Raw genomic sequence first — 25,960 nt, 5'->3', positions numbered from 1 at the left:
CTCACCAGCCCAAGGAGCCGAACAGCCCCTCGATGAATTTGACGATGCCGAGATTCCAACGGGTGCCGCTGCGACCCGGCAGCTCGGCTTTCATATAATTGTTGATCCGGTTGTTGTCGAGAACGATCGTATAGCCGGGATCAACGGCGGCCCATTCCAGCGGAGCGCTATGGGTGATTTTATATTGTATATGCGTCTCCTGCGCGTCCCATATCTTCTCGACCGTTTTTCCGTCCCGGAATTGGAGCAGGATCGGCACTTTATCATAGTCGCCGCCCCGCTTGCGGATGAGCACGACCGATTCATACACCTTCTGTTTATCCTCCTTAACGGCGCGTACAGTGATCGATTCAACCGCAAAATCGGCCATTTGCTTGCCATAGATGTATTGGTCAAAATAGGACTTCCAGCTCTGCCTGGTGACTTGCTCGACAACGCGCTGGAAATCGCCGGTGGAAGGGTGCTTGAAGCGGTACCTTTGGAAGTAAGTCCGCAAAATTTTGCGCATCGTCTGCGCACCGACCCGCTGCTCCATGTCGACCAATACCAGCTTGGCCCGCATGTACACATTTTCGGCATAGTGATCATGATCGCGATACGACCAGGACAGCTGCTTGAGCGGCGCGGGGTGGGTCATGTAGCTGGATTCGACGAGCAGATTGGGCAGTACGCCATACTCGCTCTCCATCACCTTGTCCTCCGCATAGGAGGTGAATCCTTCGTCCAGCCAGGCCTCTTCGAACTCGCTGGAAGCAACCATCCCATACCAGTATTGATGGCCGATCTCATGGACGACGACCCGCTCCAGCTCATAACCGGGATTGTCCGTCTCGGCAGCAAACGCGGTGACGAGCGTCGGATACTCCATACCGCCGGCGCCCCCGCCGCCTGCAGGCGGGACTACGATCGAGAGCGTAGAGTAGGGGTACTCGCCGTACCACTGGGCATATTTGGCCAGCGCGGATTTGGCGGCATGCATGTAGCGGTCCTGCAGCTTGGCATGCAGCGGGTCGAGATACAGCTTGATCCGCACGCCGGGCACGCCGCTGGTCGAGTAAGGCTCCTCGGCATAGATGAAGTCCGGTGAGGCCGCCCAGGCGAAGTCATGGACATCGTCGGCGTAGAACTGATAGATCTTGCTTCGGCCCTCAGTGACAGGGGATTTGGCAGGGAAGCCGGTAGCGGCGACTTTATAATCGGCTGGGACCTGGATGCGTACGTTATAGATGCCAAAATCGCTGTAAAACTCCGAGTTGCCATGGTACTGGTGGGGATTCCAGCCTTCGGCATCCCTTCCCCGGGTACCGGAGGTTTCATATTTGGCCAGCTTAGGGAACCACTGACCGGCCATGACGAAATCGCCGGCGTATCCCATTCTGGCGAAGACGGCCGGCAGTTGCACGACGAATTCGGTGGACAACGTCACGCTTTGGCCTGGCAGCACCGGGTCCGGGAGCTTCAGCTTGGCCAAAGTACGGTCATGCGTATTGCCATCGTCGGGTTGTACATAATGCAGGCGGGGCAGCAGGCTCTCGCCTTTCTCGGTCTTCAGACTCAATAGCTCCATGGAACCGATGCTGGAATCGGTAGCCTTGTCCTCCCGCAGCTTGCCTCCGGACTCCTGCATGAAGGTCGACTCCGGCGACGCAAAAGCGTTGGGGTAGAGATGCCAGTACATCTCGGCTACCGGCTGCTTGCCGGGATTGGTCCAGGTCACAGTCTGCTTGCCCCGCAGCTGACGCGCCTGCTCGTCCAATCTCACATCCATGTGATATTCGGTGATCCGTTGACTGAGCACGCGTGTAGGCGGGATCTGGATGATCTCCGGTTCGGCCGCTTCCACAGACGGGCTTTGGCCGGGCTCAGCGGTGCTCTGCTCCGCCTTGGATGATGGAGCATAAGCGTACGTGTACTGCGACTGCCAAGCCTCTCCAAAACCGTGCTGCAGGGACCATACGAGCAAGGAGGCCAACAGGACAACAAAAACGATTTTCTTGGCATGACGTGGGATCATGGCTCCAATACCTCCCGTTGACAAGCATTCTAAGGCATGTATATGTTGGCTTTTCGCGGATTATTAGCTAAAATAGAATTTAAATTCGCACCGGAGGCCAGATGGCCATGCCGGTGCCTGATCTGAGTAATGACGGATGCGCCGTCCGGGCGGGCGGGCACGCTGCGATAGGACAACCAACTATAGACAAGCGGGAGTGGATGGACATATGGAGCAGAGTAATGGTCCGGAGAAAAAAAAGAAGCTGGCGTTTAACGTCATCGCTGGAGAGAAGCACAGAGGGTTCGGCGCGGGCTCTATCGATCTGAATTCGGTCGCTTGCGTCATCATCGACGGCGACGAGGCGTACATGGATGCGGGCGCGATGCACGCCAAGAGCAAGATCGAGAAGCGGATCAAGTTCAGCGTGAACAAGGAGGATGTCCCAAACGGACGGCAGTGCTGGATCGTCTGGGTAGCGGTGGACCGTGCCGAGGAGGGCGCTTTCTATGGAGGAGCGACTGCATGCGAGATGTTGATCGACGAGGAGGCGCGGCGCGGCTGGAAGATACTCGCGGATCACGTCAACAAGCTGGATTATGCGCTGAAGCGCCGGTATATCCTTGGCGAACTCGGCGACAAGGAGAAGGGCCTCTTGAAGAATCTGCTGACCCAGCACAATGAAGAATGGTGGAACAACTCCCCGGAAGCGCTGCATGAAGCGCTGGATGTGAGGAACTGATCCAGATGGTCTGGTAGCATCCCCAATCACTTGCCGTCCGGTACAAAAAAAGAGCATCCCCCAATGATCAACCGATCATTGGGGGATGCCCCCTTTAGATGAGCAGAAAAGAAGTTTCAAAAAAAACTTGATAATGGTTATCATTATTGGTAAAATACAAAAAGAAAGAAGGGACCGTCGAAATCCCTTCAATCTTATCAGCTTATTTCGGATCAAACGTTTTGCAGTCGGTTTCTGCGGAACGATGCGCGTTGGACTCTTTATTGTTGACGATAAAGATCGACTCAGCGCTGCAACGATTGTTGCCTGCCCAGTTGCGGCAGGAGCTGACTTCACAGATTACATCTTTAGCCATGTGGATTCACCTCCTCTGCCTGTGCACAATCGCATAGACCGGTACAAGCGCCAACTTGTACCATCGCCAGCTAGCCGTTTCCTTTGTGGAAAGGGTTATTTGTGCTTTTATTGTATTACCCCCTCATTGTAGCAGACAATCATGGGGTTGGCAATCATGGCTGTGGTGTCCTCCGGCACACCGGAACCCCAAGATCCGATGCATAAAATCCATCCCTCCAATGCAGATACTCCATTGTTCGGGACGCATAGATTTCTTATACTGTATATTGATAGTGATAATCAGTATCAACTAAAGGGGATTACAGGATGAATATGAACAGAACATGGATGAGACTGCTTGCGGTCACGGTGACAAGCGTATGCGTGCTTCTGGCGGGCTGCGGTAGCAATCATACTTCGACGAATAAGAAGGATGCTGAAGGGAACCGGGTAGCTGGTGACAACGGTCTGCGAACCGTTCAAGATGAAAAGGGAGAACAGGGTGTGCCGAACAAACCGCAGCGAATTGCGGTCACGTATTTTGCGCTGACAGAGCATTTGTTGGCGCTGGAGAGCCCGCCTGTAGCAGCCAATTATTTCGATGAAATGGTCTCCAAGCTGGTAGCGCTGAAGCCCTACTATGCAGGGACTGAGATTATCGACATCGGAAGCTATAATGAAATCAATCTGGAGCAGTTAGTGGAGCTGGCGCCCGATCTCATCTTGGCTGGCGGCGCGGAGGGGGACCCCTCCGGCAACGAGCTGATCTATGACCGTTTAACGAGGATTGCACCCGTGTTCTACGTCGATACGGCCAAGACCAACGACGACTGGCAGTTCGGCCTGCGGGAAGTGGGCAAGGCAATCGGCAAAGAGCAGGAAGCGGACGAACTCATCGTCGCTTTTGAAGAGAAAGCGGAGCAGGCGCGCTTGCAAGTTGAGCAATACAGCGATCAAAGCGTACTCTTCATTGATGTACAGGAGAAGGATTTCTATGTCTGGGGAGCCGATCGTATGGCCCCTTATTATGATGGGCTGGGTCTAAAGCTGCCTGACGGGTTTGACGGCGCCGCAGCCGCGATGTCCCTAGAGGGTCTGAGTGCCATCGACCCGGATCATCTCTTCGTGCATAACCGCGCCGATGAGCAACTGGAACCGCTACTCGAGACGTTGAAGGAAAGTGCTGTATGGAATCAACTGCAGGCTGTAGAGGCCGGACAGCTCCATGTTATCGACAGCTCGGCGTTTTCCCCTGGTCCGATCGGTACTGTCTATGGCATCGATGCCATCCTGGAAGCCTTGGAATAGCGCTTCGAACATGGTATAACTGATGTGATAGTGAATGGTGTCTGAGGGGTTGCTCGGAAGATGATTGAACATACAGACCTGGCCAACATAGCCGGATTTTTTGCCAGTAGCGATGTGCGTATGACCGAATTGTACTGGGTGGATCTGGAGGAAGGATTCGCTCGGGACGATTTTCTTACGCCTGCTCCTGGCTTTCTTTATATCTTGCAAGGGGTGGGGAGATTCACATTCGGTGACGCCGGTTACCTGCTCCGTCCTGGCGAGGTGCTGCACGGCGGAGGAGATACGCGTATGGCGTTCAGTAACGCCGGTCAGAACAAGCTGCAATATTGCCTGATCCATTATGCGCTGCTCGGAGGGGAGTCCTCCGTATGGACACAGCGGCATTATCGTCTGCAACCCGGTCCCGAGCCGGTAATCACCGGGCTGCTCCTGGAGCTTCGCAGCCACCAAGACACGCCTGGTGCGCTGGCTGAGCTGCGGAGACGCTTTTTGCTCTATCAACTCATTCATGAGACCCTCACATGCTGTGAGCGGAGTAAGCAGCCTTCGGGATACGAGAATTTTGTCCAGGATGCAATCGCCTACATTCAATCCCACTATGCGGAACCGCTCACGCTGTCGGACCTGTCGGCCCGTTACGGAGTCAGCCGGGGATTCTTCTCAGCCCAATTCCGTAAAATCGCCGGCATCAGTCCGATCGATTATCTGATCGGCATTCGGATCCGCAGAGCAAAGGAATTGTTGTCGTTCAGCGGCTCCTCCGTCAAGGAGATTGCCAAAAGCGTCGGTTACACTGACATGTACTACTTTAGTAGACTTTTCAAAAAACATACAAGCCAGCCTCCCAGCAGCTTCCGGCCGCAGGGAGACTGACCCGTCAAGCGCCTGAGCACAGCGGACGCTCGCTCGTCTACTCCAGCACGATCAGCTCGTGATGGACGATCTCGGGCAGCTCGAGGTGGGCCCAGCCACCGCGGAGCACCACCTCGTGCGTAGTACCTGCTACGCGCAGTTGAGCCGTCTTTGCCTGGCAATCGTCCATACGGACAGAGACGCGGATCGGACCGACGGGCAGATATTCCTCTAGCGGCCCGGGGGTCTGGTTGGCACCGCTGAGATTGACGATATGGACGATTCGCCTGCCTGGCTGGCGGTAGATCTTGCAATCGAGATATCCCGGTCCGCTCACCTGCAGCGGGATGCTGTCCGCCGCTGCCCAGGAGACGCTGCCAGCCAGGAGATCGCCCAGATCGGGCAGGTGCGTACGGCCATAGCAGCGATCTGCGTCAGCAGCGAGATAGACGATCCGGCCGCCCCCGGCGTGTTGGCCGGCAAGGAGAGCGGGGGTAGCCGTGTGAGACGTCCGCATCCAGCTGAATTCCGGCGGATACATAGGAAAGCTTGGGATATATGTGGCGATCGGCTGCATCGATCCGCTGGACGTCACCCGATGCAGCTTGCCGCCGAACGGCAGGATGGCCGTGTCCTCGAACTTGCGCATCACCGGGTGTTCGGGCTCCGCAATGCGAAGATAATTATGCGCCTCATGCACCTCAAGGTTGAAGTCTTTAGACTCCAGCGCCCCATCGAGGTTATGCTCATATCGGATCCCCGTCCATGCCTCCAATGGGGATACTTCCCTGATCTCTCCCCACTCATCTCGCGTAGCCGTTGCTCCTGTGAACACCAGGCTGCCCCCTTGCATGGCGAATCGCCGCACCGCCTCGCATTGGCTGTCGCTCATGGCCGCCAGATCGGGCAAGATCAGCACCTGCAGCGATCCCGCATCGCGCTCGATATGATCGGCATGTACCGGAACGAACGGAATCCTGGCACGGATCATGGCCCGGACGAAACCGCGCCAGGGCAGCGCTACCCGCTCCTTGGCATCCTGTCGTCCATAGAAATCCGTATTATCTTCGCTCCAGACCAGTCCTATGCTGGCTGCCGGCTCCCGGTTGTACAGATACGCTTCATTGGCTTCATGCCACTGCATCACCGGAGGCGAATTGGCGAACTGCCGCTTATCCTCATGGGTGGCACCGATATGGTGGTACCAGGGCGAGATGCCGCCGGATATGCCCTCGATCATCCACAGCTGCGATTCTGCAGACGGATTGCTGGCCTTGCGGAACATATGCTTGCCCTTGGCATAGTTGGCCATGCTCTCTGCCACGACAGTATCCCAGCCGGCTAACTGATGGATCAGCGAGCCGCTCACCCCGTTCTGCTCGAACCCTTGCTCCGCCTCGCGGGATTGCTGGTCGCACAGGACGATCTTGGAGCGCTCGGTGACGGCTTTCAGACTGCCACATGAGTAGGTGTTGACCGGTGTGCCGTGAATCATACCGATCCACAGGCAATCCGCTCCGCCCGTATGGCGGGTCACCTGGTTGAACAAGTCCCAATTATCGGTACGGCAGACGTAGCTCCAGCGGATCCAAGCCCGGTAGGCCGGGTCGCCGAAGTCGGCCTTGGCCGGCAATGCATATCCGCTATCCCGCTTGAATCGGGCCCGGCAGTTGGCACAGTAACAGATGACGCTCCGCGGCACGCCGGTCCAGCTGTTGTCTGCGAAACCGTCGGGCTGATAGCGTGTGATGATCTCCTCCAGAACGCTCGGGATATATTGCTTATAGTAGTCGCTGTTCACGCAGGAGAAGTAACGGCCGTTGGAGAGAACGGGCTCACCTGCGGCGTCGACGACGAACCAGTCGGGATGGGCCTCGTAGAACTCGCCGGTCGCCCGGTTCGCATCCATCCTGGCCAGCACCGTGAGGCCCTCGCGCCGCGCTTCGGCGGCCAGCTCGCCGAAGAGATCATGCGATCCCAGCCCCTCCGCGCGATATTGCAGCGGGATGGAGCTGGGATAATAAGCGACGATCCCGCCCGCATTGATAATGACGCCCTGGATGCGCGTGGCGCGCCAGTATGCCTTCCACCAGTCGAGATCGACATGTCCGGCATCCCACTCCGTCAGATTGGTCTGTCCCCAGCGATGTGTCCGTGTATACCAAGCTTTATGAGTACTCATCGTGCGAAGATCATTCCTTTCTCTATTTGCAGTAAGGCCGCGCTATCTCCCAGTGTACACGCTTTCTCTTGCGGTCTCCACCTTTTCCCAACCTGATTACTGAACACAAATGCGCAAATATTAAGATATAATGTTGATTTTTCTAGCAAATAGGAAAATAATTCGAACAATTATACAATAAAAACTACATGGGTCACCGGTGTGGAGTACATCGATTAGTGATAGCTGGATGACCATATATCAAGTATTGCGCTTATCCGCGCAGAAAGATGGTGGAGTATGATCGAACGGTTGACGCAGACGGAGGGGGTCGTAGTCGCCGCCCATCGGGGCTACAAATCAAAGTATCCCGAGAACACGCTGCTTGCTTTTGCCGAAGCGGCAGCGCTCGGTGTCGATATGCTGGAGCTGGATCTGCGGCTCTCCAAAGATAAACAGCTGATGGTCATTCACGATGAGACGGTCGATCGGACGACCAACGGATCCGGGCTGGTGAGTGAATGGGAAGCTGCGGAGCTGCAGGAGCTGGATGCGGGGGGCTGGTTCGGAGCCCGCTTCGCCGGCCTGAAGATTCCGCTCTTCTCGGAGCTGTGCGCCTTCATCGAGGGGTATCCGAACATGCTTCTCAATGTGGAGATCAAGCCTGCGCCGGATGCGCTCGAGGCGGCGGATCTCGCTGTTGCCGCGCTCGAGGCTTGTGGTATGCGGGAGAACTGTGTGTTTACGAGCTTTGATGCTGTGGTGCTGGCGCATCTGTATCGGCATCATGGGGTGCGGACCCAGGGCTTTCCCGGAGAGGTGATGCATCATTTTGCCGCAGGAGAGGACGGGACCTACGCTGCGATGTGGGCGGCAGGCATCAGCATGAAGCTGCTGACACCGGAGAGAGTGGCGGAGTTCCGGGCGCGGGGGATCCTGCCCTGGTGTTACTGCCCGGACGATGAAGAGCAGGTGCGCCATGCGATCGCTTGCGGCGCGACGCTCCTGACGTGCAATGATCCGTTGCCTGCGCTTCGGCTCCGTGAGCGGCTGCAGGCGGGATAAGGCAGGTAAGGTTGAATGTCGCTTAGGATTTGGTATAAAGTGTAAGGAGGGTGAGGCCAGAGTCGGAAACGAATAATCGCCAGATCGTTTGCGGAGGAGGTGGACGTATGGAACCAGTCATCGCTACACTGCCTTATTACAAGGTAGAGCGCGAGGTTGACAAGCTGTCGATTGATACGGTCGTGTATGAGCATGAGATGCAACTGTGCGCCTCCTCTCTGAGGACCGCGCACAAGGAGATTCCGATCGCCCATCTGTATGATATTTCATACAGGCGTATGTGCGGACAGGATGGTATGCTGTATCTGCACACCAATCAGGGGATCGTCTCGTTTACCGTACAGGTGGACCCGTGCGACTTCATCGAGGCATTCCAGAAGCTGGCGGGCAAGTGAAGGGCAGCTTCTATAACACGGAGCGGACCGCAGGTTCGCAAGGAGCGGTGCTGGGGACGACCCCCGGCGCCGCTCCATTTTATTTGGGGCCATGCCCCAGGAGTGACAAAAACAATGACAGGTTGTAACTGTCGGATCAATATAGGCCCCCTATACAATAGAAGCAACGTAAGGAGCATATTGAATCCGGGAGGAATGGGCATGAGCTTTTTGGATAAGGTGAAATCGGGACTATCGGAAGCGGGCAGCAAGGCGAAGACGGCCGTAGAGGTGAATAAGCTGAAGATGCAGCAGAGCGCCAAGCAAAAAGAAATCGAGCAGCGCTATCAGACGATCGGCCGGATCGTCTTCCTGACAGCAGCTCTGCGGGAAGCGGAGGAGGCCGGAGAGAATTACCAGCCTGAGGTCGAAGCGATCCTGAAGCTGGAAGAGGAGATCCAGACGATCCACAAGCAGATCAAAGGGCTGACGGGCGAGAAAGACTGCGTCTGCGGCCAGTCGGTAGCGCTCGGAGTGAAGTTCTGTCCCTCTTGCGGACATACCTTCGCGGATGCGGAATAAGAGGCGGAAGCGATGAAAAGCTGGTTAATAAAGCACGCCAAAACAAAGCTGGTCCTCGCCGCAGCTGCAGTCGTACTGGTGCTGGCAGGGGCTGGCCTCTTCCTCTACCTCGGGGAAGGCAAGACGGCTGATCCGAGGGAACAGCAAGTGTCCGTACTGTCCGGGCGCACAGGAGCCTACGAGCCGGTCAAGGACCGGCCAGCCAGGCCTTCCTATCCGATCGGGCCCTGGGATACCGCCATCCCTTACATCAATCCGTTCGGCAGCCAGAGCGGCTATCAATCGGTGACCTACCTGACCAATCAACAGCAGGAGCTGCGCTATATCGACCCGGACAACCGGGAGATGAGCCGGTTGACGGCGGGGGAGAAGTGGGAGCTGGAGGTCGAATGGAAGGATCAGGAGAACGATCCGATCGACGATCTGATCGCATACGCCGTAGAGCTGGATGCGTCGTTCTATCGCGGAGTTCAGGAGCAGCAATGGCTCGTCCATGCCCGCGACACAGAAGGTGCAGACTGGTGGGCGATCGCTGCAGAGGGCGGCTCGGGATACCGTCTCACGGTGTTCAAGGAGCTGCGATTGCAGGCCGGCCAGACCGTGACCGCTCTGACCGGGGACTACGAGACATCCGAGCTGTATTTCGTTACGAACAATGAGAACCGGCGGTATCAGAGCCTGAAGGTATCGCTGGGTGAGGGGCAGCTCCAACTGACGGGCAAAGGCAGTTATGTCCAAGGCCAATTCCGCCGGGATCTCAGCTACAGCCGGACATTGGATGCGATAAAGACGCGGGATTACGTGCTGGGCGACCTGCCGCAGGAGACCTCGGTTCCGCTGCTGTGGAGGATGACCTGGAGCGCAGCAAGCGAGCCGGGCGAGATTGGCATCACGCTGGAAGAGACGGGAGAGCTGCAGCCGGTCCGGGATGGTGAGAGGCTTGGTGCGCTGAAGGTAAAGGGGGAGCAGCTCGGCAGCATCAAAGTCGAGGCGTCCCCCGGAGTGGCGCTGCAGCATCCGGAGCTCAGTCTGACGGGCGACCGGACGCCGGAGGGCGATACGCTGTTCTGGCTCCCGCCAGGCTACTGGAATATCGTAGTGGAGCAGGACGGCCATCCGGGCGGCAGCGCGCCGCTGCGCTCACGCTTGATTCCTGTCAGTGCGGGCGAGATGACGGAGCTGGATATGAAGCCGCTCATCGCGGGCAGCTACCGCACGGCGGAGCGGGGCGACGCCAGCGGCGCGGACAGTGAGCTCAAGATCGAATCCGTCAGCGAGCAGGGAGACACGGCGACTGTCCGCTTCATGCTGTTAGATAGCCAGAACCGGCAGTTCGTTCCCGCCGCTAAAGATGTGGAGATCCTGGAAGGCGGGCAGCCTGGCAAGCTCGTCAAGCTGGAGCGGCTGCAGACGCCGCCGAGTGTCGTGCTGGCGCTGGATTCCTCCGGCTCGATGGCGAAGTCGATGACGCAGGTGCTGGGTGCCGCCCGTGCTTTCATCCAGGGACTGCCGGATGATACGCATATCCGGGTCATCGATTTCGACTCGCAGGTGCAGGTACTGGAGGGGACGACCAAGCAGGAGGTGCTCGCCGGTCTGTCTCAGGTCAAGGCCAAAGGCAATACGACGCTGTACGATGCCATCATCCGTGCGGTGGATCTCTTGCAGGAGAAGGAGCGTCCGACGGTGGTCGTCTTCAGTGACGGCGTAGACAGCGACGTCGAGAAGAAAGGGACCGGCAGCAAGGCGAGCAAGGATGAAGTGGTGCAGGCCGTGCAAGCTTCCGGCATCCCGCTCTACACGATCGGGTTCGGACCCGGGCACGATGCTTCGACGCTGTTGGAGCTGGCGGCCTTGTCCGACGGCACCTATTATGCGGCAGACGACACGGCTGCGCTGGACCATGTGTTCTCGGCGATCCGCGACCGACTGGGCAACCGGTACGAAGCGACCTACCAGCGGCCGAAGAAGCAGGCGCCCTCCGATGTCCCGGTCGTCTCGCTGACGCTGGACGTCAGCGGCTCGATGGATGTCGAGCCTGAGAGCGGCAACGGCGCTTACCGGATCGATAAGATGCAGGCGCTGTTCCACGACTTCATCAGCCAGGCGCCGGACAACAGTCTGATGCAGCTGGTAAGTTTTTCCTCCGAGATCTCGTTCGAGCAGATGTTCACGAGCCGCAAGCCGGAGCTGCTGCAATCGCTCGGTCTGCTGCGAGCGGGGGGCGGTACGGATATCTTCAATTCGACGTACCGGACCTACCGGTCGCTGAGCAAGATCCCTTCCGACAAGCGGGTCGTCGTCTATCTGACCGATGCCGCGCTGGACGTCGAGCCGGAGCAGAAGGCCGTCTTCGAGCAGCTGCTGTCGGCGATCAAGGAAGAAGGCATACAGGTTCTCTGGGTAGGTATGGGGACAGAGGACGACGAAGAAGCGTTCCGGTGGGCGGCAGAGAAATCCGGCGGCTCGTATGTTATCTCGGAGGATCCGGCGGTGCTCGCAGAGGCATTCGAAGAGGTGCTCGCCAAGGTACAGGAGCGTCCTGCCGAGAAGGTGGCTTTGTCGCTGGCGGTTACCAGCCCGGCTGTCAACGGGGAGACGCGCGCTTACGCCGCAAGCACTCTGGCTGATCTTCCCATGCAGACAAGCGAAGACAACAAGGCTTTGCTGCAGACGATCAGCTACGAGTCGGTCGGCAAGATCGCCCAGTACGAATCCGGCGCGGCCTCGCTGCTGTATGGCAGCGATCTGCCCGGCCAGGAGGTGAAGATCCTCAAGCGGATGCCCCTGGATGCCAAAGCGGAGAACAAGGTGATGGCATGGTCGGCACGGGAGCTGCTGTTCCTGAAACGGCTGGGCGGGGTGGATGCGCCTGCAGGCCGCATCTTCGCAGCGGTCGACATGGAGCTGAGGAGCACGCAGGCCAAGGGAGCGGCATATGTCATCCCTGACTTTGCCTCCCACTTCTTCCTGCAGACTAATGGTGCAGGCAGCTACCCCGCCTCCACCGCGACCTGGCTGGCCGAGACGCCGCTGGCGCCACCGGGCGAGAGCGGCGTGACGCTGGGATCGGGTGAAGCGCTGCGCGGGATGCTGGTCTTCCTGGTGCCGGATGAGCGGATGGAGCAGGCGGCGCTGCATTTCTACGACACCAATAACGGTCATCTGACCTTGCCTCTGACCGGTCGTGCGGAGCGGCCCGAGGTCGAGCTGGCGGCGCTGCCGACGACGGCGGAAGGCAAGCTGTCTGATACGTTCCGGCTGAAGCTGACAGCTGCGAGCGACCAGGACAGCCTCGGACCGGTCCAGCTCAAGCCGGAGACGAGTCTGTTCAAGGTGCTGGAGGGGGAGCTGGCGTCCGCGGTGCAGGCGCAGCTGAAGCTTGATCCGCAGGAGCGCTTCTATCTGCGGATGACGACCGGCAAAGGCCCGTTCCTCATACCGGTCCATACTGGTACAGCGCTGCTCCCGCACGGGCTGCTGCGGCAGGTCACGCTGGCGCCGGGCTCGACGAACAAGACGAGGCTTGCGTTCCAGATCCCTGCGGCGCTGCGGCAGACGCCGTCGGAGCTGTATGTCGATCTGTTCGGCGGCGCGGCCGTCCTGCCGGTCAGCGGGCAGGCGCCTGCAGCCGTGCAGTCCGCCGCAGGCGAGACAGTCTACCAGGGCAATGGGGTCAAGCTGCGGGTCCACGCCTTCTCCCGGATCCAGGACATCGAGTCGAGCCGGGGGGACTATATCGTGGCGGATGTGACGCTTACCGATCTCGCTGACGGCGAAGGCGTCTCCGGGTTTCGCGAGACCTTCCTGCTGGTGCCGGAAGGCGGGGAAGCGGCGGATGGGCTGCGTCCCGACGGAATCACCGATGAGCTGGTGCTCGGGATCGGTCCGGACTGGGCCGTCTTCGATGGCACCTCGCGGCGCGGTCTGCTCGTCTTCGCGCTGCCGGCCGGAGCGGGAGATCGCAGCTGGACGCTCCGTTCCGAGCTGTTCGGCGAGCTCCGGCTGCCACTCGGGCAGGACGATTATCCGGAGCCCGGGCTGTTGGTCAAGCACGTCACCCTCCCGCAGGATCAGGCGTTCGATATCGCCTTGTCGACTGCGCTGACCGAGGCGATCCGCCAGCACCGGGCGCGGATCTCGGCCGATGCCGAGCGGGAGGCTCTCCAACTCGCCGGGCTGGATGAAGGCCGCGAACGGCCGGGTCAGGTGCCGGCGCCGCTGCCGGTCTTGCATGGGCTGCGCCAGCTGGCTGAGGTGAAGACGATGGAGCAGATGCAGTCGCTCTTGGAGGAGGTGAGGTGGCTCCCTTCATCCGATCCGTACTATGCGTACCGCCACTCTCCCGAGGCGGTCCTGACTCAGGGCTGGGGCACCGAAGGCGATTTGGCCCGGTTGACGGGCGGGCTGCTATCCAAGCTTGGGACGGTACCGGCGCTGCGTCAGGTGAAGCTGACTGCAGAAGGCAGAGAAGCACTGCTCGAGCTGAGCGGGGTTGAGGAGATCAAGGCCGAATATCTCCCGGCCTGGGCCTATGAGGACGAGACGGGCGAGCCGCGTATCTTCGTCGTCCCGTTCATGAAGGATCTATCCGAGCTGGGCGGTCTGCTGTATTACCCGGGCTCACAGGACGTGCAGGCTCTGACGACTGTCGAGCGGTCGATCCGCGTAACTTATCTGGTGCAGCCGCAAGGCGAACGGGGGATGGGCGGCGCTACTGGCGGCATCACCGGCAGTATCGGCGACGTGCTGGGCGGCGGCGGGGGAGGCGATGTGCCTGAGTCTGCCGTAGAGGAGGTACTCGTGCTGGACGCCTCGCTGCGCCTGGATCAGCTCGGCAACGAGCCGCTCGATATCCGGGCGGGGGCTTCGGGCAAGCTCTATACTGCAGTGATGGAGAACGAGACGCTGCAGTTGATCGGCAAGCAGGCCGTGGATACCAGCACGAACACGATCGTCGGCGTTCGGATCGAGGTGCAGCTGCCCGGAGAGATGCGGGTGCACGAGACGAAGCTGAAGCCGGGCGAGTCGATCGACGGTGTGTTTCATACAATTGCGGTCAATCTGCCGGATCTCCCCGAGACTGCGGCTGCTACGCTCCAGCGAGCCGCAGACCGCGATTACAGCCAGGCGGGCAAGCCGGATGACGCCTCTGCCCTGCGGTGGTATACGCGCCATATCCTGTACCGGTTCGTGACCAATCAGACGGCCTATGAGCGCGAGCTGGCCGAGAGCCTGGAGGTCGTATCGGGGCGGACGGACAAGGAGCGGGTCATCGTCGTCACGGTCCGCAGACCGGACAAGGGCGCCGAGCTGCACACAAGCATCGACCTGCAGCAGACCGGCGGCAGGCTGCATGCGGGCAGCGAAGATGCGAGAGCGGCGTTTCATATCGCCAGCGGATTGTTCGCCTCCCGTCTCGAAGGAGCGGCGCTGCCGGGCAACAAAACGGATTTTATGGATATCTGGATGGAAAGTCCCGACGATACGAAGTTGTTCCTGAGCCTCTACAGCAACCGCCAGTCCGATCTCGTCCATATGGAACAGATGGCGCTCCCCGAGACGCTGATCGAGCGTGCACGCACATCGATGAAGGCATTCCTGGTGCCGGACCAGCCATCCTTGATCGGCGGCGAATCACGCTGGGCCTGGCTGGAGATCGATCCGGTGACGTACGAGACGATCTCGGTGCTGGATACAGGCGAGCATGGCGGGTTTGCGGAGTATCTGATGCAGATGGAGAAAGTCTCGCCGGTCGGCGACGACTATCTGGCTTTCATGGCGGGCGCATTCATCGGCGTCAGCAGCGCGGTCTGGAGCGTCGGCGCGTACGCGCTGGAGCTGGATGATTACGAGCAGATTATCAATGCGGCCAAAATGTACACGTATGGGCTCGGTGAAGTGCTGGGCGGGATGATGAGCAACAAAGATCTGCCGAAGCTGGAGTACAGCATCGGTCCGCTGAAGCTCAAACTGGTCAATAAGGAGTTCGACTATCTGGCCAAAATGATCGAAGAGACACAGATGGGCAAAAAAAGGGACTGGGGCGCTGATATTATCGGTTTTGCCCAGGGCTTCAATGCCGGGGCGGCTTATTACTTCAAGCAGGCAGAGCCGCCGCAGAAAAAGAAGCAGGGGCCGCCGGGTCCGCGAGGCGGGGCGGCCTCGACACCATAATCGATCGCGGAGGCGCCGTCGTCAGCCAGGCGGCGCCTTCGAACGGCTCTGTACGATGATGGCGGCATCTGCTACACTCTTATCAACGCAATGTTAAATGATGGGATATCTGAAGATAGAAGGGGACGGGAACATGATTTCGATCCTCATCGTGGACGATCAGCGGTTGCTACGGGAAGGGCTGCAGACCATCCTCCAGCTGGAGGACGGGTTGCGGATCGCAGGCATCTGCGCCAATGGGGCAGAGGCGCTGCAGGCGGCCAAGGAACACAAGCCCGATGTCGTACTGATGGATATCAAAATGCCCGTGCTGGACGGCATCGAGGCGATGAAGCGGATCAAGCGGGAGCTGCCCGGCACAGTGGTGCTGATGCTCACGACGTTCGCCGAGGACCGATTCATCGTCGATGCGATGGCGGGCGGGGCGGACGGCTTTCTGCTCAAAGACATGCCCTCCCGGGTCATCGTGCAGACGATCCGCGAGGCGATGAACGGAGTGGTGATGCTGCCGGCGGCGATTGCCTCCAAGCTCGCGGCGAAGCTGTCCGTGCTCTCGGAAGAACGGGCGGACTCGCTCGATGAGGCGAAGCTGAAGTCGGGCGGCTATGTGTTCACGGAGCGCGAGCGCAAGATTATCGTCCTGATGGTCGAGGGCTACAGCAATCGGCAGATCGCCTCGCTGCTCTTCATGGGCGAAGGGACGGTCCGCAACTACATCAGCGTCATCTACAACAAGCTGGGCACCAGCGATCGGCAGACGGCGATAGCCATGCTCAAAGACTTGCTTCTGGAGGATGCGTATTGAAGGCCTGGATCCGGGAACGCTGGTCGCTCGCTGCGTGGCTGCTGCTATGCGTGATTGTCTTCTGCACCTTCCTTCCCTCGCTGTTGATTGACCAGGACAGCCGGATGGACAGGGAGCGGGAGTCCTTTGCAGCCCTGGCACGGGATTGGGAGGTGGGCTGGGGGCCGCAGCAGCCGGCGGCAGGAGAGTGGCAGCCGCTGGATGCCGGGGCCCGGGCGGCGCTGGACGATTATGCGGGCGTCGTATGGCTGCAGCGCAGCTTGCCGGAGCTCCCGTGGCGCAGCCCGTATCTGGTGTTCTCGCAGATGAGCCGCTTCGAGGTCTGGCTGGCTGGCGAGCCGCTGTACCAGTTCAATGTTGACGGTAGGCTGAAGTATATCAACCCGCTGAAGTCGATGCATCCGGTACCGGTGACCGGAGAAGCCCAGGGACAGCAGCTGCTGATCCGGGCGGAGTGGGACGGCGAGACGCTATACGGCCATGATCTGGTGCTGGCCGGAGAGCTGGATCAGATGCTGTATGCGCTGCTGCACGCTGAGCTCTCTTATCTCATATACGGCTTGCTCAGCATGACGACCGGTCTTGTAAGCTTGGTGCTCGCGCTCAGACGCCGGGAGACGTTATATGGCTGGTTTGCACTGTTTGCCGCCGCCATCGGAGGGGCATTTCTACTGTCATGCCGCTCGCTGCAGTGGTTCGTGCCGATGCTGGAGCTGTATTACTGGCAGGAGCTGCTGACGCCGATAGCGATCTGGGCGTGCACCAGCTTCTATGCCGCCGCACTGTATCCAGCCAACCGAAGGCTTCGTCGGACCTTCCATCTGGCGAGCGCACTATATTTGATGCTGGTGCTCAGTATTGCAATTTGGCTGCCTCAGCTGTTCAGAGCCGTAGCGCCGGATGCCCATGCGATGATTGCTTTTGCTGGATTCGCAGTCATCACTTACGCACTGGCAAGGTTCGCGGCGGTCACCTATTTGTTTAATCGTTCCTGGCGCGCGGCCAGGCAGCCGCATGACCAGCGGGCGGAGCAGGTCTGGCTAATGAGGGGCTATTGGACTTTTACACTATGCGCATTGGTCAGTCTGGGAGCTTCGATGTTCCCGGGACTGCTCACCCAGCTGCTGAACACCCGGCCTTACCTGTATCGTGTATTCGAGGGGCTGCTCCCCAACGCCCTGCTGCTGTTTATGATTTGCATGGTCATGTTCATGATCAACAGGATGCGTCGGATCCACCTGGAGGCCGAGCGCAGCGCGGCGGAGCTGCTGGCCAAGCATCAGGAGCTGGCTCTATTCCACCGCAACTTGGAGGGGCTGGTCGAGACACGGACTGCGGAGCTGGAGAAGGCGAACCGGACCCTGGCTGTGACGCTGCGGGAGAAAGCGGAGACGCTGGCCGAGATGTCAGTGCTCGAGGAGCGGAACCGGATCGCTTATGAGATGCATGATGGGGTGGGCCACACGTTGACGGCGGCAATCGTACAGCTGGAAGCGACGAAGCGGCTGGCGGAGCGGGACGAAGCGATGCCGCTGGAGAAGCTGGATCTGCTGAGCGGGTTGGTGCGCAAAGGGCTGGACGACATCCGCCGGACCGTCCGGCTGATGAAGTCGGACGAGGTGCAGCCGCTGTCGCTGGAAGCGTCGCTGCGGGAGCTGCTGCAGTATACGGAGGATACAATGGAGATCCGGGTAGATGCTGACATCTCGTTGCCGGACGATCTGGAGCTGGGCAGGCTGACCGAGCAGACGCTCTATCACGCGCTGCAGGAAGGGCTGACGAATGCCATACGCCACGGACGCTGCTCGGAGGCCCGCTTTGCTCTGCAAGTCGAAGACGGTATGCTGCAGTTCCGGCTCGTCAGCGACGGCAAGCCGTTCGGCGAAGCTGTCCCCGGCTTCGGCCTCAGCTCGATGATGGAGCGGGTGGAGCTGCTGGGCGGGGAGGTGTCGATCGGCTCCGCCCGAGGCTCGGATGGCGCGCCTGAGGGCTGCCAGCTGTCGATCGACCTGCCCTTGGTATAGGAGGTTGTACATGAATAGACTGGCATTTGTGATGCTTTTACTGATGCTTTTTTGTCTGGGATGCGAGCTCGACATAGAGCCTCCCAAAGGAACGATGACCATTGAAGAGAAGCTGGAGGAGTCGGAGGCTTCGGTTAACCATGTCATCCAGGAGATCCCGTTGCCGGACATCGAAGAGGCGCTTGCTGTGTATGATGATGAAGCGTTTGTCAATGTGGACTACCTGAAGCTCCACGATGGAGCATGGACGCTCCAGAACCGGGCCACGATGTCAAAAGATCATAGTTTTCCCTTCACTTGGTCGTTTCATTTTTTCCGTGAACGGGATCAGCAGCAGCGTGCAGTTGCGAAGCATCACCTCGCTTACGGTCTTGTCTGGGATGAGGCGATCGCACGCATGGTGATGGTTCAAGAAGGACAAGCCTATGAGGCGCGTATCGTGGATACACGGTATGACTACCGCTTATGGTATTACTTAAAAGCGCCAGATGAGCAGTTGGAGGAGCAGGGCAATTACGGTTTTGAAGCCTATGACGCCAATGGAGAGCTGGTCTTTGAGCTAAAATAAGCCTGTCATCCGCGCATCAGCCAGCCCCCGTCTGCTACCGTCATTTCGACGGAGTGGGCGGGGGCTGGGGGCGCGGCGGGAGACCGCCAGGCGCTTTTGGGATGCTTTTATGTGCAAATTGAACCGGGATGTACGTTTTCTGCACAGGAGCGCTGTTTCAAACTGAAAAAATGGGATAAATAGGATAGGTAAGATCATCGGACGAGAGTGCACATGAAATGGCAACCGATCGCACATTGAAAGACCTCTACGGCCTGGACGAAGCTCCTGAAAACCCCGCTCATGAGGACCTCAAATTCGAAGAGTCTGAAGAAAAACGCAATTCTTGATCGTGGTGTTCGGCCCACGAAAGGACACAGTAGCTTTTATTTCGTGCAGGAACGTATTTTTAGCTCGATTTACGGACAGAGGATACGTTATCGATCTAAAAAAGGCGTTTCACGAGCACAAAACCAGCACATAACGGATCGTGTGTCCGTAGGACCAGCTCCCGTTGGTAGCGTCAAGAAGTTTGTGTAGTAAGATTATCCATCGGGACGATGGGTGGTATATAGGTTGTCGTTCTGGTGGCGAGTGTAGCCCAAGCGAAGGCGCGGGAGGCTAGTGCTTGTCGCTCGATCCTCTGGCATACCGCTCACGGTACATGGTATCAAACGCGGCTTTCGTGTCGGAATCAACGAAGCCTCGTATGGCTCTACCGCACCATTTTTCATTGTAATCCGTCGCCTGCAAGTAAATAATCTTTTCGGCTGCTTCAATGTTGGTCAAGCTATTCATTGGCTTAAGGCGTTTGCGGAGTTCTTTGTTCATTCGCTCAATCGGGTTGGTCGTGTAGATGGCAGGCCAGGTGAGCGCGGGATACTTGTAAAAGGTCAGAAGTGTTGACAGCTGTTCCTCCCAAGACTTCACCTCTTTTGGGTATTGCTTGCGCCACTTCTCCTTGAATCCTTCAAAGACCGCGCGTGCCACATCGCCATCAATGGCCGAGTACACTTGCTTGAGGTCAGCGAGAAATTCGGTTTTGTCTGCGACACGGATTTTGGGGAACGTCGCCCGCACTTTGTGGACGATACAGTGCTGGACGTCAGCCATCGGATAGATTTCCTGAAAGGCTTCCTCCAGGCCGGGTAAGCCGTCAAACACACCGAGCAGCACTTCGGTCGCACCACGCTTCTGAAGGTCTTTCAGGACCTCACGCCAGCCGTTTGAGCTTTCGTGACCGCCGACGTAGAAACCAAGAATTTCACGAATGCCTCTCTCGTCGATCCCCATGGCCAAGTACACGGCTTCACTGCTGACCGAGTTGCGTTTGAGTTTGACGTAAAGTCCATCGAGATAGATGACGGAGTACCGCTTCTCCAGAGGGCGATTCTGCCATGCCTCAATGTCTTCCATGACCGTCTGCGTGATGTTGCTGATCGTGGTGGGCGAGTAGTGGGTACCGAACATAGACTCAATGAACTTGGCGACCTCCCGCGTGCTCATGCCGCCTTTGTACATGTGAATGATGGTTTCCTCCAACCACCCCTCACGCCGCTGGTACGGCTCAAACAAACGAGTATGGAACGTACCCTTTCGATCGCGTGGAACCCGTAAGGCTCGAATTGTTCCGTGCTGGGTCTGGAAGCTTCGTTTGTAGTGTCCGTTCCGGCTATTGCGTACATGCGGTTGTTCGACGCTCAGGTGGTTTTTAATTTCTTCTCGCAAGAGAAGTTCCAGCTTCTCTTGCAGCAGCTGGGTAACAGAATTTTCAAGTAGATTGCTGTACATGGTTTCGGGTATAGTATTCATCGAGTAGGGTTCCTCCTTGGTGATCTTAGCAATCCCGAGGATACCCTACTTTTTTATGTTTTGGATAGACTCCAAATCATGGTACACAAACTATTGTACTTCACCCTCCCGTTAGGGTTTTGATCGAAATAGGATCTATTGTGTCCGTGCCGGCAGTACTGGCCGGCGTGGGTTCTCCCCGCGCACTTGCTTGTGCTGTTCCAGTACTGGCGGTCGCCATGAAACGAGGATCGAGCGTGTTAAAGGAATGAGTGATGGGGGAAGCGGCCGGGATGCTGAGAGCCCAGCCGCCTACCCAAGCTCAGCCCTTGTTGGTGTAAGCGATCGAGCCGTAAACCCAGCCTTCCTGATCAAAGTTGCGGTTCAGGATGACGACCAGTTGCTCTTGATCCCTGGTGCCCGAAAACCAAAAATGATCCTCCTCCTGCGTCGTTGGCATCGTCTCTGTAAAGCCGCCTGCGGCAATCGCGTCCTTATAAAGCTCGATGACTTCTTCGAGCGGCTGTTGGACGTCAAACGAGATCGTCACCGCCCCCTGGTCCGGCTGTTCCATGCTGCCTGCGATGATGGCTTGCTCCGGGAGGGGGATGTCCTCATGAAGCATCTCCGAGCGTTTGTTTTCACTGGATGTCGTCATTTTGCCGCCGGTGGGCGATTCGAACGTGATCGAGCCTTGTTCTTTGGCGGGCGCGGGAGCCGGAGGGGCCGATGCGTCGTCGGAGTCTCCCGAGCAGCCGGCTGCGACCAACGCCAGGGCCAGGATAGCTGCAGTAACCATACTTTTTGTATTCATTTATACAACACCCTTTCCTTGCTTGAAGTGGATTACCTTCATTGTAGAAGAATCCGCTTGGCGCAAGTAGTTACAGGCTGTCATTAATGTTGTCATGAGTGTCACTTGGTTGTGGCTGCACCGGGCGCGGCCCGGTACGGGTGTAGTGAGCCATGTTGGCAGTTTACCATGCTGCAAGTGTGACATCGAGTAATACTTAGTAATGTTATGCGTGTCGACTAAAGAGGCTGCGGCGTACAACGGTTGGGAAGGATTGGAGTGAGTGATTGCATAATATTGGTTTGTAGCTTAAGATAAATCCACAATTGGAAGCCGACACAGGTCACAGAGGAGGAAGAGCATGAACATAGAAGATCGGGTACGCGCGCTGGAAGCCAAGGTTGCGCGGCTGGAGGAGGAATTGACGACACTGCGCGGCCCGGATATTGCCAGGCGGCAGAGCGAGCAGGGGAGCGCTCGCGGAAGTCTGCTTGTGCCGCCCCAAGCAGCAGGTGCGGCACCCTTAGAAGGAGCCTATCCGCCATCGTATGGGGAGCCGGGCTCTATGCCGCCGCAAGCAGGTCCAGGACCTTCTGGCGGAGCTTATCCGTCACCGTATGGGGAGCCGGGCTCTGTGCCGCCGCACGGAGGGCCCGAGCCCGCCCGGCCGCTGCAACCTGGCTATGGGCAGCGGCCTGCAACGCGCGAACCCGCGCCGGCGACAGACTGGGAGCAGGTAGCTCGGGTTTGGCTGCCGCGGGTATTTGTTGTCGTGCTGCTGCTCGGGGTCGTCTGGGGCTTCACGGCAGCCGTGACGGCAGGCTACATCAACGAGCCGGTGCGGTGTCTGCTGGGCGTACTCGCGGCTGGGTTGATGTACGGGCTAGGCGAGCGGCAGATCAGGGGCGGCCGGGACGCCCTCGGCCAGGTGCTGGTCGGCGGCGCCGTGGCCATCCTGATCCTGGCGGGATTCGCAGCGTACACGTTATATGAGTTGATCCCGGCTTTGCTGGCTGCAGTCTACTACGCGGGCACAGTTGCGCTCGGCGTGTTCGCGGCGCTGAGGCACCGCTCTGAATCGCTGATCATGATCGCGATGGTCGCAGGGTATCTGCTGCCGGTTCTGTTGACCAGAGATTCGCCCGATCCATGGCTGTATATCGGGTATGAGGCGTTGTTTTCTGTGGCGATGCTGACGATCTCAGCCAAGTTCGGCTTCCGCTTCGCCTATGGAGCGGCATTCGGGTTGCTCCACCTGCCCCTTGTGCTGTATGCGTCCTATGATTATGAAGACCAGCGTCTCGTCTTCCTGCTGGCGGTCGTGCTGCAGCATCTGGCGCTGTATGCCCTGATGTTCCTTTACCGTCCGGCCAAGGAGGAGATGCCGCCTGCCCACCGACAGGCTGTCCTGTTTACCGGATTCATGGTGCTGGCAGCCTGGCTGTACGCCATGTATGGAACTCATTCCCCGGGACTGTACAGCGGGCTGCTCGGCGCAGCGACCATATTGCATGGGGCAACGGCTTATATGCTGTACAAGCGGCGGCAGCCCTACGCTGTCTTTGGCGTCATCGCATCGGTCGGTGTAACGTTGTGGCTATTCCAAACCGTTCAGTTCGAATTTTTGGCGGGCACGATTGTGCTGCAAGGCGCGGCGGCGGTCATCCTCGGGCTGCATCTGCGGAATAAGCTGCAGTTGTACACGGGACTGGTGATCTATGGCTGGGGCGCCTTCACGACGATCATCACGCCGATCACGACGCTGATGTCGGGAGTGACGCTCGGTTGGATGCTTCTGCTGGCTACGCTGCCTTTACTTTACAAGTATCGGACAGCAGCATTGGAAGAGGGGCAGCAGCCATCGCCTTCGGTCCAGCTGCTCATGTGGGCGGAAGCGCTGCTGCTGCTCTACTTCATCACCCGGGTGACGCAGTTGCTCACGGTCGACCTGACGGGCGAGGCTCAGCGATTAATCGTCTCGGGCATCTGGATCATCTATGCGATCGCTGTGGTGGTGACGGGGATCTTCCTCGAGAAGGCCAAGGTCAGACTCGCCGGCGTGGCCTTTCTGTTCCTGACGCTGATCAAGATTATCTTTGTCGATCTGCCGGATGTCTCCCCCGCGATCCGGGCAGTGCTGTTCATCTTCCTGGGTGCAGCAGGGATCGCTGCATCCCGGCTGTTGTACAGACGGAAGGAATAAACCAGCACGGGACCGGAGACATCGGTTTATTCGGATTCTCCGGCTGCAGCTTCCGGCTCTTGCGCCTCCCGCACGGCATCCGCCATGCGGGAGGCGTGTTTGCGTGTGAGCACCATCCCGCGCGCGGCATCCCGGAGCGGGATCAGCACCTCCAGCTTCAGAACCGCCAGTCCCTCAGGGGACCAGTCCATCTTCTGATGGAAGTGCTCTTCGAACGCTTGTTTCATCTGTTCCCGGTCCTCTTCGGACAACTCTTGGAGCAAGGTTCCCAGCTGCCATTCCTCAAGACGCATTGCATCACCTCCGTTTGTTCTGACTAGCCGTTAGTGGATGTTCCCGGGGGAGTGCGCCGATTCGCGTACATCGGACTCGGCTTCGGGTCGCGATTCGCCTCTTGCGTACGACAAAGGCCCCGCAGCGGCGTGCAATGCGGGGCCTTGGCTCTTGTGCAGTGCGCGTGTGCCTCTACTGCCGCAGCAGCGCCAGATCAAATGCGGGCACGAGCTCTTCCGCCATCGCCCTGCCGAGCAAAGCTGTGACCGCCGCGTAGCCGTCCTCGCCGAGCTCTTCGGTGTAGCGGTTCACATAGAGGTCGATATGTGCCTTCGCGACATCCTGCGACATCTCCTGCGCATGCGCCATGACGTAATTCGAGGATGCCTCCGGGTCCGCCCAGGCGCAGCGGACCGAAGCCCGGATCCAATCGGCGATCCGGCTGGCATCCTGACCGCGGCGGGCGATGATCGCGCCCAGCGGGATCGGCAGTCCGGTATCGCTCTCCCACCAGCTGCCGAGGTCGGTCATCAGCTGCAGGCCGTAGTCGGGATAAGTGAAACGGGCTTCGTGGATGACGAGCCCGGCGTCGATCCGGCCGTCGCGCACGGCAGGCATGATCTCATGAAACGGCAGGACGATGATCTCGCCGACGCCGCCGGGCACATGCGCAGCCGCCCAAAGGCGGAACAGCAGATACGCCGTCGAGCGCTCGCTCGGCACGGCGACCCGCTTGCCCGAGAGCTGCGCGGGATCCGCGCTGCCCATCGCAGGGGTCAGCGAGACGTCGGGCGGGCCGTCTGTGCTCAGGCTGCCTGCCGCCGCGGGATTGGTCAGACGCTCGCCGCCAGATGGTACCGGCAGGGCGGCCAGCGCTGTAGCGTCCTCCAACGTCTCTAACGCGGCTTCTGTTACGGCTTCCCCGGCAGCATCCGCTGTCGGTGGTCTGTTCCCGGTCCCCCGCGTCAGGACGAGCGGACCGCAGCCGCGTCCAAGCGCGCCGCCGCAGGGCAGCAGGGTATAGTCCTCCAGCACCCAGGGAAGCGCAGCGTAAGAGATCTTCATCACCTCGGGACCGCTGCGATTAGCTGCCAGCTTGTTCGTAATATCGATGTCGGCGTAGGTCACTTCCAGCGGCGGTGCATCCGGGATGAGACCGTGCGCCCAGGCATGGAAGACGAAGGTGTCATTGGGACAGGGGGAGTAGGCGATCCTCATGCGATCACCTCCCGCAGCACGGCGCTGGCGTCAGCCAGCGCATCCAGCGCTTCCTTGATGCGCCAGGCGAGCCGGTCGCGCGGACCGATCCGGTTGGAGATGGCGCGCAGCTCCAGGACGGGGAGGCTGCGGGCCTGTGCCGCCACCGCAGCGCCGTATCCTTCCATCGCTTCCGCGACAGCGCCGGGGATGCGGCGGGCGAGCAGCGCCGCAGTGTCTGCGGTGCCTGTCACTGTCGATACCGTAAGCACTGGACCCGTGCGTACGGTCAGTCCCGCCCTGTCCAATGCTTGCCTGCAACGGTCTACCCATGCCGGGTCACACTCGACGACGGACGTGCCAAAGCCGAGCTCGTCCACACTCTCGAAGCCGTCCGGCGTCTCCGCGCCAAGATCGGCGGCGATGATGCGGTCGGCCAGCGCCAGTTCGCCCAGCTCGGCATGGGCGGTGAAGCCGCCAGCGATCCCGGCGCTGATCACCAGTCCGTAGCTGCGCTCGGCCAGCGCCATCGCTGTGCCGGCAGCTGCGGCGGCGGGCCCCACGCCGATGGAGCGGACGTCGAATACGGCGCTGCCGGTACGGCTGTCGAGCCCGCGAAGGACGGCGTCCCGCTCGGCGGCGACCGCCGTGACGATCAGGATGTGCAGCGGCTCATCCGCTGGTCGCACAGATTGGGCTTGGGATTGCGTAGGTTCATTCATTGGGTCAGCTCT

The 25,960-nt window shown here is 59.2% G+C and carries 19 protein-coding genes; 11 read left to right on the top strand and 8 right to left on the bottom strand.

What is annotated here, in order from left to right:
- Position 1: 1 nt before the first annotated feature.
- Positions 2–2,014: a M1 family metallopeptidase gene (locus ABC336_RS13095; protein ID WP_413239056.1), complete on the bottom strand. Its 2,013-nt coding sequence runs from the start codon at positions 2,012–2,014 to the stop codon at positions 2–4.
- 208 nt (positions 2,015–2,222) lie between these two features.
- Here ABC336_RS13095 and ABC336_RS13090 point away from each other — a divergent pair, with 208 nt between their 5' ends.
- Positions 2,223–2,735, top strand: a complete 513-nt coding sequence (locus ABC336_RS13090; RefSeq protein ID WP_413239055.1) for a YwhD family protein — start codon at positions 2,223–2,225, stop codon at positions 2,733–2,735.
- A 202-nt stretch (positions 2,736–2,937) separates the two neighbouring features.
- On the opposite strand, the gene ABC336_RS13085 is transcribed toward ABC336_RS13090, so the two are convergent.
- The gene (locus ABC336_RS13085; RefSeq protein ID WP_020618486.1) at positions 2,938–3,090 is read right to left on the bottom strand and encodes a DUF1540 domain-containing protein; all 153 of its coding nucleotides are present in this window, start codon (positions 3,088–3,090) and stop codon (positions 2,938–2,940) included.
- Between the two features lie 308 nt (positions 3,091–3,398).
- On the opposite strand from ABC336_RS13085, the gene ABC336_RS13080 reads away from it, so the two are divergent.
- Together ABC336_RS13080 and ABC336_RS13075 are read left to right on the top strand one after the other, a co-directional pair.
- The gene (locus tag ABC336_RS13080) at positions 3,399–4,379 is read left to right on the top strand and encodes an iron-siderophore ABC transporter substrate-binding protein (RefSeq protein ID WP_413239054.1); all 981 of its coding nucleotides are present in this window, start codon (positions 3,399–3,401) and stop codon (positions 4,377–4,379) included.
- A gap of 60 nt (positions 4,380–4,439) precedes the next feature.
- Positions 4,440–5,255 (top strand): AraC family transcriptional regulator, encoded by an 816-nt coding sequence (locus tag ABC336_RS13075; RefSeq protein WP_413239053.1) that lies wholly within the window; start codon positions 4,440–4,442, stop codon positions 5,253–5,255.
- A gap of 37 nt (positions 5,256–5,292) precedes the next feature.
- Here the strand turns inward: ABC336_RS13075 and ABC336_RS13070 are convergent, their stop codons facing one another.
- Complete coding sequence (locus ABC336_RS13070; protein ID WP_413239052.1) at positions 5,293–7,416, bottom strand: alpha-amylase family protein; 2,124 nt, start codon at positions 7,414–7,416, stop codon at positions 5,293–5,295.
- Between the two features lie 279 nt (positions 7,417–7,695).
- On the opposite strand from ABC336_RS13070, the gene ABC336_RS13065 reads away from it, so the two are divergent.
- The 7 genes from ABC336_RS13065 (at position 7,696) to ABC336_RS13035 (ending at position 18,990) form a co-directional block, all read left to right on the top strand.
- Positions 7,696–8,460 (top strand): glycerophosphodiester phosphodiesterase family protein, encoded by a 765-nt coding sequence (locus tag ABC336_RS13065; RefSeq protein ID WP_413239051.1) that lies wholly within the window; start codon positions 7,696–7,698, stop codon positions 8,458–8,460.
- A 107-nt stretch (positions 8,461–8,567) separates the two neighbouring features.
- Complete coding sequence (locus ABC336_RS13060; protein ID WP_413239050.1) at positions 8,568–8,855, top strand: hypothetical protein; 288 nt, start codon at positions 8,568–8,570, stop codon at positions 8,853–8,855.
- A gap of 201 nt (positions 8,856–9,056) precedes the next feature.
- The gene (locus ABC336_RS13055) at positions 9,057–9,416 is read left to right on the top strand and encodes a zinc ribbon domain-containing protein (protein WP_413239049.1); all 360 of its coding nucleotides are present in this window, start codon (positions 9,057–9,059) and stop codon (positions 9,414–9,416) included.
- 12 nt (positions 9,417–9,428) lie between these two features.
- The gene (locus ABC336_RS13050) at positions 9,429–15,593 is read left to right on the top strand and encodes a VWA domain-containing protein (RefSeq protein WP_413239048.1); all 6,165 of its coding nucleotides are present in this window, start codon (positions 9,429–9,431) and stop codon (positions 15,591–15,593) included.
- 133 nt (positions 15,594–15,726) lie between these two features.
- Complete coding sequence (locus ABC336_RS13045) at positions 15,727–16,398, top strand: response regulator transcription factor (protein WP_413239047.1); 672 nt, start codon at positions 15,727–15,729, stop codon at positions 16,396–16,398.
- A complete protein-coding gene (locus ABC336_RS13040) occupies positions 16,395–18,422 on the top strand; it encodes a sensor histidine kinase (RefSeq protein WP_413239046.1) in 2,028 nt (675 codons plus the stop codon). The genes ABC336_RS13045 and ABC336_RS13040 overlap by 4 nt, the downstream gene beginning before the upstream one ends.
- A gap of 10 nt (positions 18,423–18,432) precedes the next feature.
- Positions 18,433–18,990 carry a hypothetical protein gene (locus ABC336_RS13035; protein WP_413239045.1) on the top strand — a complete coding sequence of 186 codons (558 nt, stop codon included), beginning with the start codon at positions 18,433–18,435 and terminating at the stop codon, positions 18,988–18,990.
- A 600-nt stretch (positions 18,991–19,590) separates the two neighbouring features.
- Here ABC336_RS13035 and ABC336_RS13030 read toward each other — a convergent pair.
- Complete coding sequence (locus ABC336_RS13030) at positions 19,591–20,781, bottom strand: IS256 family transposase (RefSeq protein ID WP_413237562.1); 1,191 nt, start codon at positions 20,779–20,781, stop codon at positions 19,591–19,593.
- A gap of 301 nt (positions 20,782–21,082) precedes the next feature.
- On the bottom strand, positions 21,083–21,574 hold the full coding sequence (locus ABC336_RS13025) for a hypothetical protein (RefSeq protein ID WP_413239044.1): 492 nt from the start codon (positions 21,572–21,574) through the stop codon (positions 21,083–21,085).
- Between the two features lie 340 nt (positions 21,575–21,914).
- On the opposite strand from ABC336_RS13025, the gene ABC336_RS13020 reads away from it, so the two are divergent.
- Positions 21,915–23,756, top strand: coding sequence for a DUF2339 domain-containing protein (locus ABC336_RS13020; protein ID WP_413239043.1), 1,842 nt, complete (start codon positions 21,915–21,917; stop codon positions 23,754–23,756).
- A 26-nt stretch (positions 23,757–23,782) separates the two neighbouring features.
- Here ABC336_RS13020 and ABC336_RS13015 read toward each other — a convergent pair whose 3' ends face one another.
- The 3 genes from ABC336_RS13015 to ABC336_RS13005 form a co-directional block, all read right to left on the bottom strand.
- The gene (locus tag ABC336_RS13015) at positions 23,783–24,049 is read right to left on the bottom strand and encodes a hypothetical protein (protein WP_413239042.1); all 267 of its coding nucleotides are present in this window, start codon (positions 24,047–24,049) and stop codon (positions 23,783–23,785) included.
- Positions 24,050–24,221: 172 nt separating this feature from the next.
- A complete protein-coding gene (locus ABC336_RS13010; protein ID WP_413239041.1) occupies positions 24,222–25,247 on the bottom strand; it encodes a 1,4-dihydroxy-6-naphtoate synthase in 1,026 nt (341 codons plus the stop codon).
- On the bottom strand, positions 25,244–25,948 hold the full coding sequence (locus ABC336_RS13005) for a futalosine hydrolase (RefSeq protein WP_413239040.1): 705 nt from the start codon (positions 25,946–25,948) through the stop codon (positions 25,244–25,246). Before ABC336_RS13005 ends, ABC336_RS13010 begins: the two co-directional genes overlap by 4 nt.
- Positions 25,949–25,960 lie beyond the last annotated feature (12 nt).

The sequence above is a fragment of the Paenibacillus jepli genome, assembly GCF_047238105.1.
Taxonomy (GTDB): domain Bacteria; phylum Bacillota; class Bacilli; order Paenibacillales; family Paenibacillaceae; genus Paenibacillus_D.
Note: the sequence above shows the minus strand (reverse complement) of the source record. Positions and strands in the feature narration are given on the sequence as shown.

What these genes read in the sequence shown, in the direction of transcription:
- ABC336_RS13095 (WP_413239056.1), bottom strand. Translation starts at nt 2,014, where the DNA reads ATGATCCCACGTCATGCCAAGAAAATCGTTTTTGTTGTCCTGTTGGCC.
- ABC336_RS13090 (WP_413239055.1), top strand. Translation starts at nt 2,223, where the DNA reads ATGGAGCAGAGTAATGGTCCGGAGAAAAAAAAGAAGCTGGCGTTTAAC.
- ABC336_RS13085 (WP_020618486.1), bottom strand. Translation starts at nt 3,090, where the DNA reads ATGGCTAAAGATGTAATCTGTGAAGTCAGCTCCTGCCGCAACTGGGCA.
- ABC336_RS13080 (WP_413239054.1), top strand. Translation starts at nt 3,399, where the DNA reads ATGAATATGAACAGAACATGGATGAGACTGCTTGCGGTCACGGTGACA.
- ABC336_RS13075 (WP_413239053.1), top strand. Translation starts at nt 4,440, where the DNA reads ATGATTGAACATACAGACCTGGCCAACATAGCCGGATTTTTTGCCAGT.
- ABC336_RS13070 (WP_413239052.1), bottom strand. Translation starts at nt 7,416, where the DNA reads ATGAGTACTCATAAAGCTTGGTATACACGGACACATCGCTGGGGACAG.
- ABC336_RS13065 (WP_413239051.1), top strand. Translation starts at nt 7,696, where the DNA reads ATGATCGAACGGTTGACGCAGACGGAGGGGGTCGTAGTCGCCGCCCAT.
- ABC336_RS13060 (WP_413239050.1), top strand. Translation starts at nt 8,568, where the DNA reads ATGGAACCAGTCATCGCTACACTGCCTTATTACAAGGTAGAGCGCGAG.
- ABC336_RS13055 (WP_413239049.1), top strand. Translation starts at nt 9,057, where the DNA reads ATGAGCTTTTTGGATAAGGTGAAATCGGGACTATCGGAAGCGGGCAGC.
- ABC336_RS13050 (WP_413239048.1), top strand. Translation starts at nt 9,429, where the DNA reads ATGAAAAGCTGGTTAATAAAGCACGCCAAAACAAAGCTGGTCCTCGCC.
- ABC336_RS13045 (WP_413239047.1), top strand. Translation starts at nt 15,727, where the DNA reads ATGATTTCGATCCTCATCGTGGACGATCAGCGGTTGCTACGGGAAGGG.
- ABC336_RS13035 (WP_413239045.1), top strand. Translation starts at nt 18,433, where the DNA reads ATGAATAGACTGGCATTTGTGATGCTTTTACTGATGCTTTTTTGTCTG.
- ABC336_RS13030 (WP_413237562.1), bottom strand. Translation starts at nt 20,781, where the DNA reads ATGAATACTATACCCGAAACCATGTACAGCAATCTACTTGAAAATTCT.
- ABC336_RS13025 (WP_413239044.1), bottom strand. Translation starts at nt 21,574, where the DNA reads ATGAATACAAAAAGTATGGTTACTGCAGCTATCCTGGCCCTGGCGTTG.
- ABC336_RS13020 (WP_413239043.1), top strand. Translation starts at nt 21,915, where the DNA reads ATGAACATAGAAGATCGGGTACGCGCGCTGGAAGCCAAGGTTGCGCGG.
- ABC336_RS13015 (WP_413239042.1), bottom strand. Translation starts at nt 24,049, where the DNA reads ATGCGTCTTGAGGAATGGCAGCTGGGAACCTTGCTCCAAGAGTTGTCC.
- ABC336_RS13010 (WP_413239041.1), bottom strand. Translation starts at nt 25,247, where the DNA reads ATGAGGATCGCCTACTCCCCCTGTCCCAATGACACCTTCGTCTTCCAT.
- ABC336_RS13005 (WP_413239040.1), bottom strand. Translation starts at nt 25,948, where the DNA reads ATGAATGAACCTACGCAATCCCAAGCCCAATCTGTGCGACCAGCGGAT.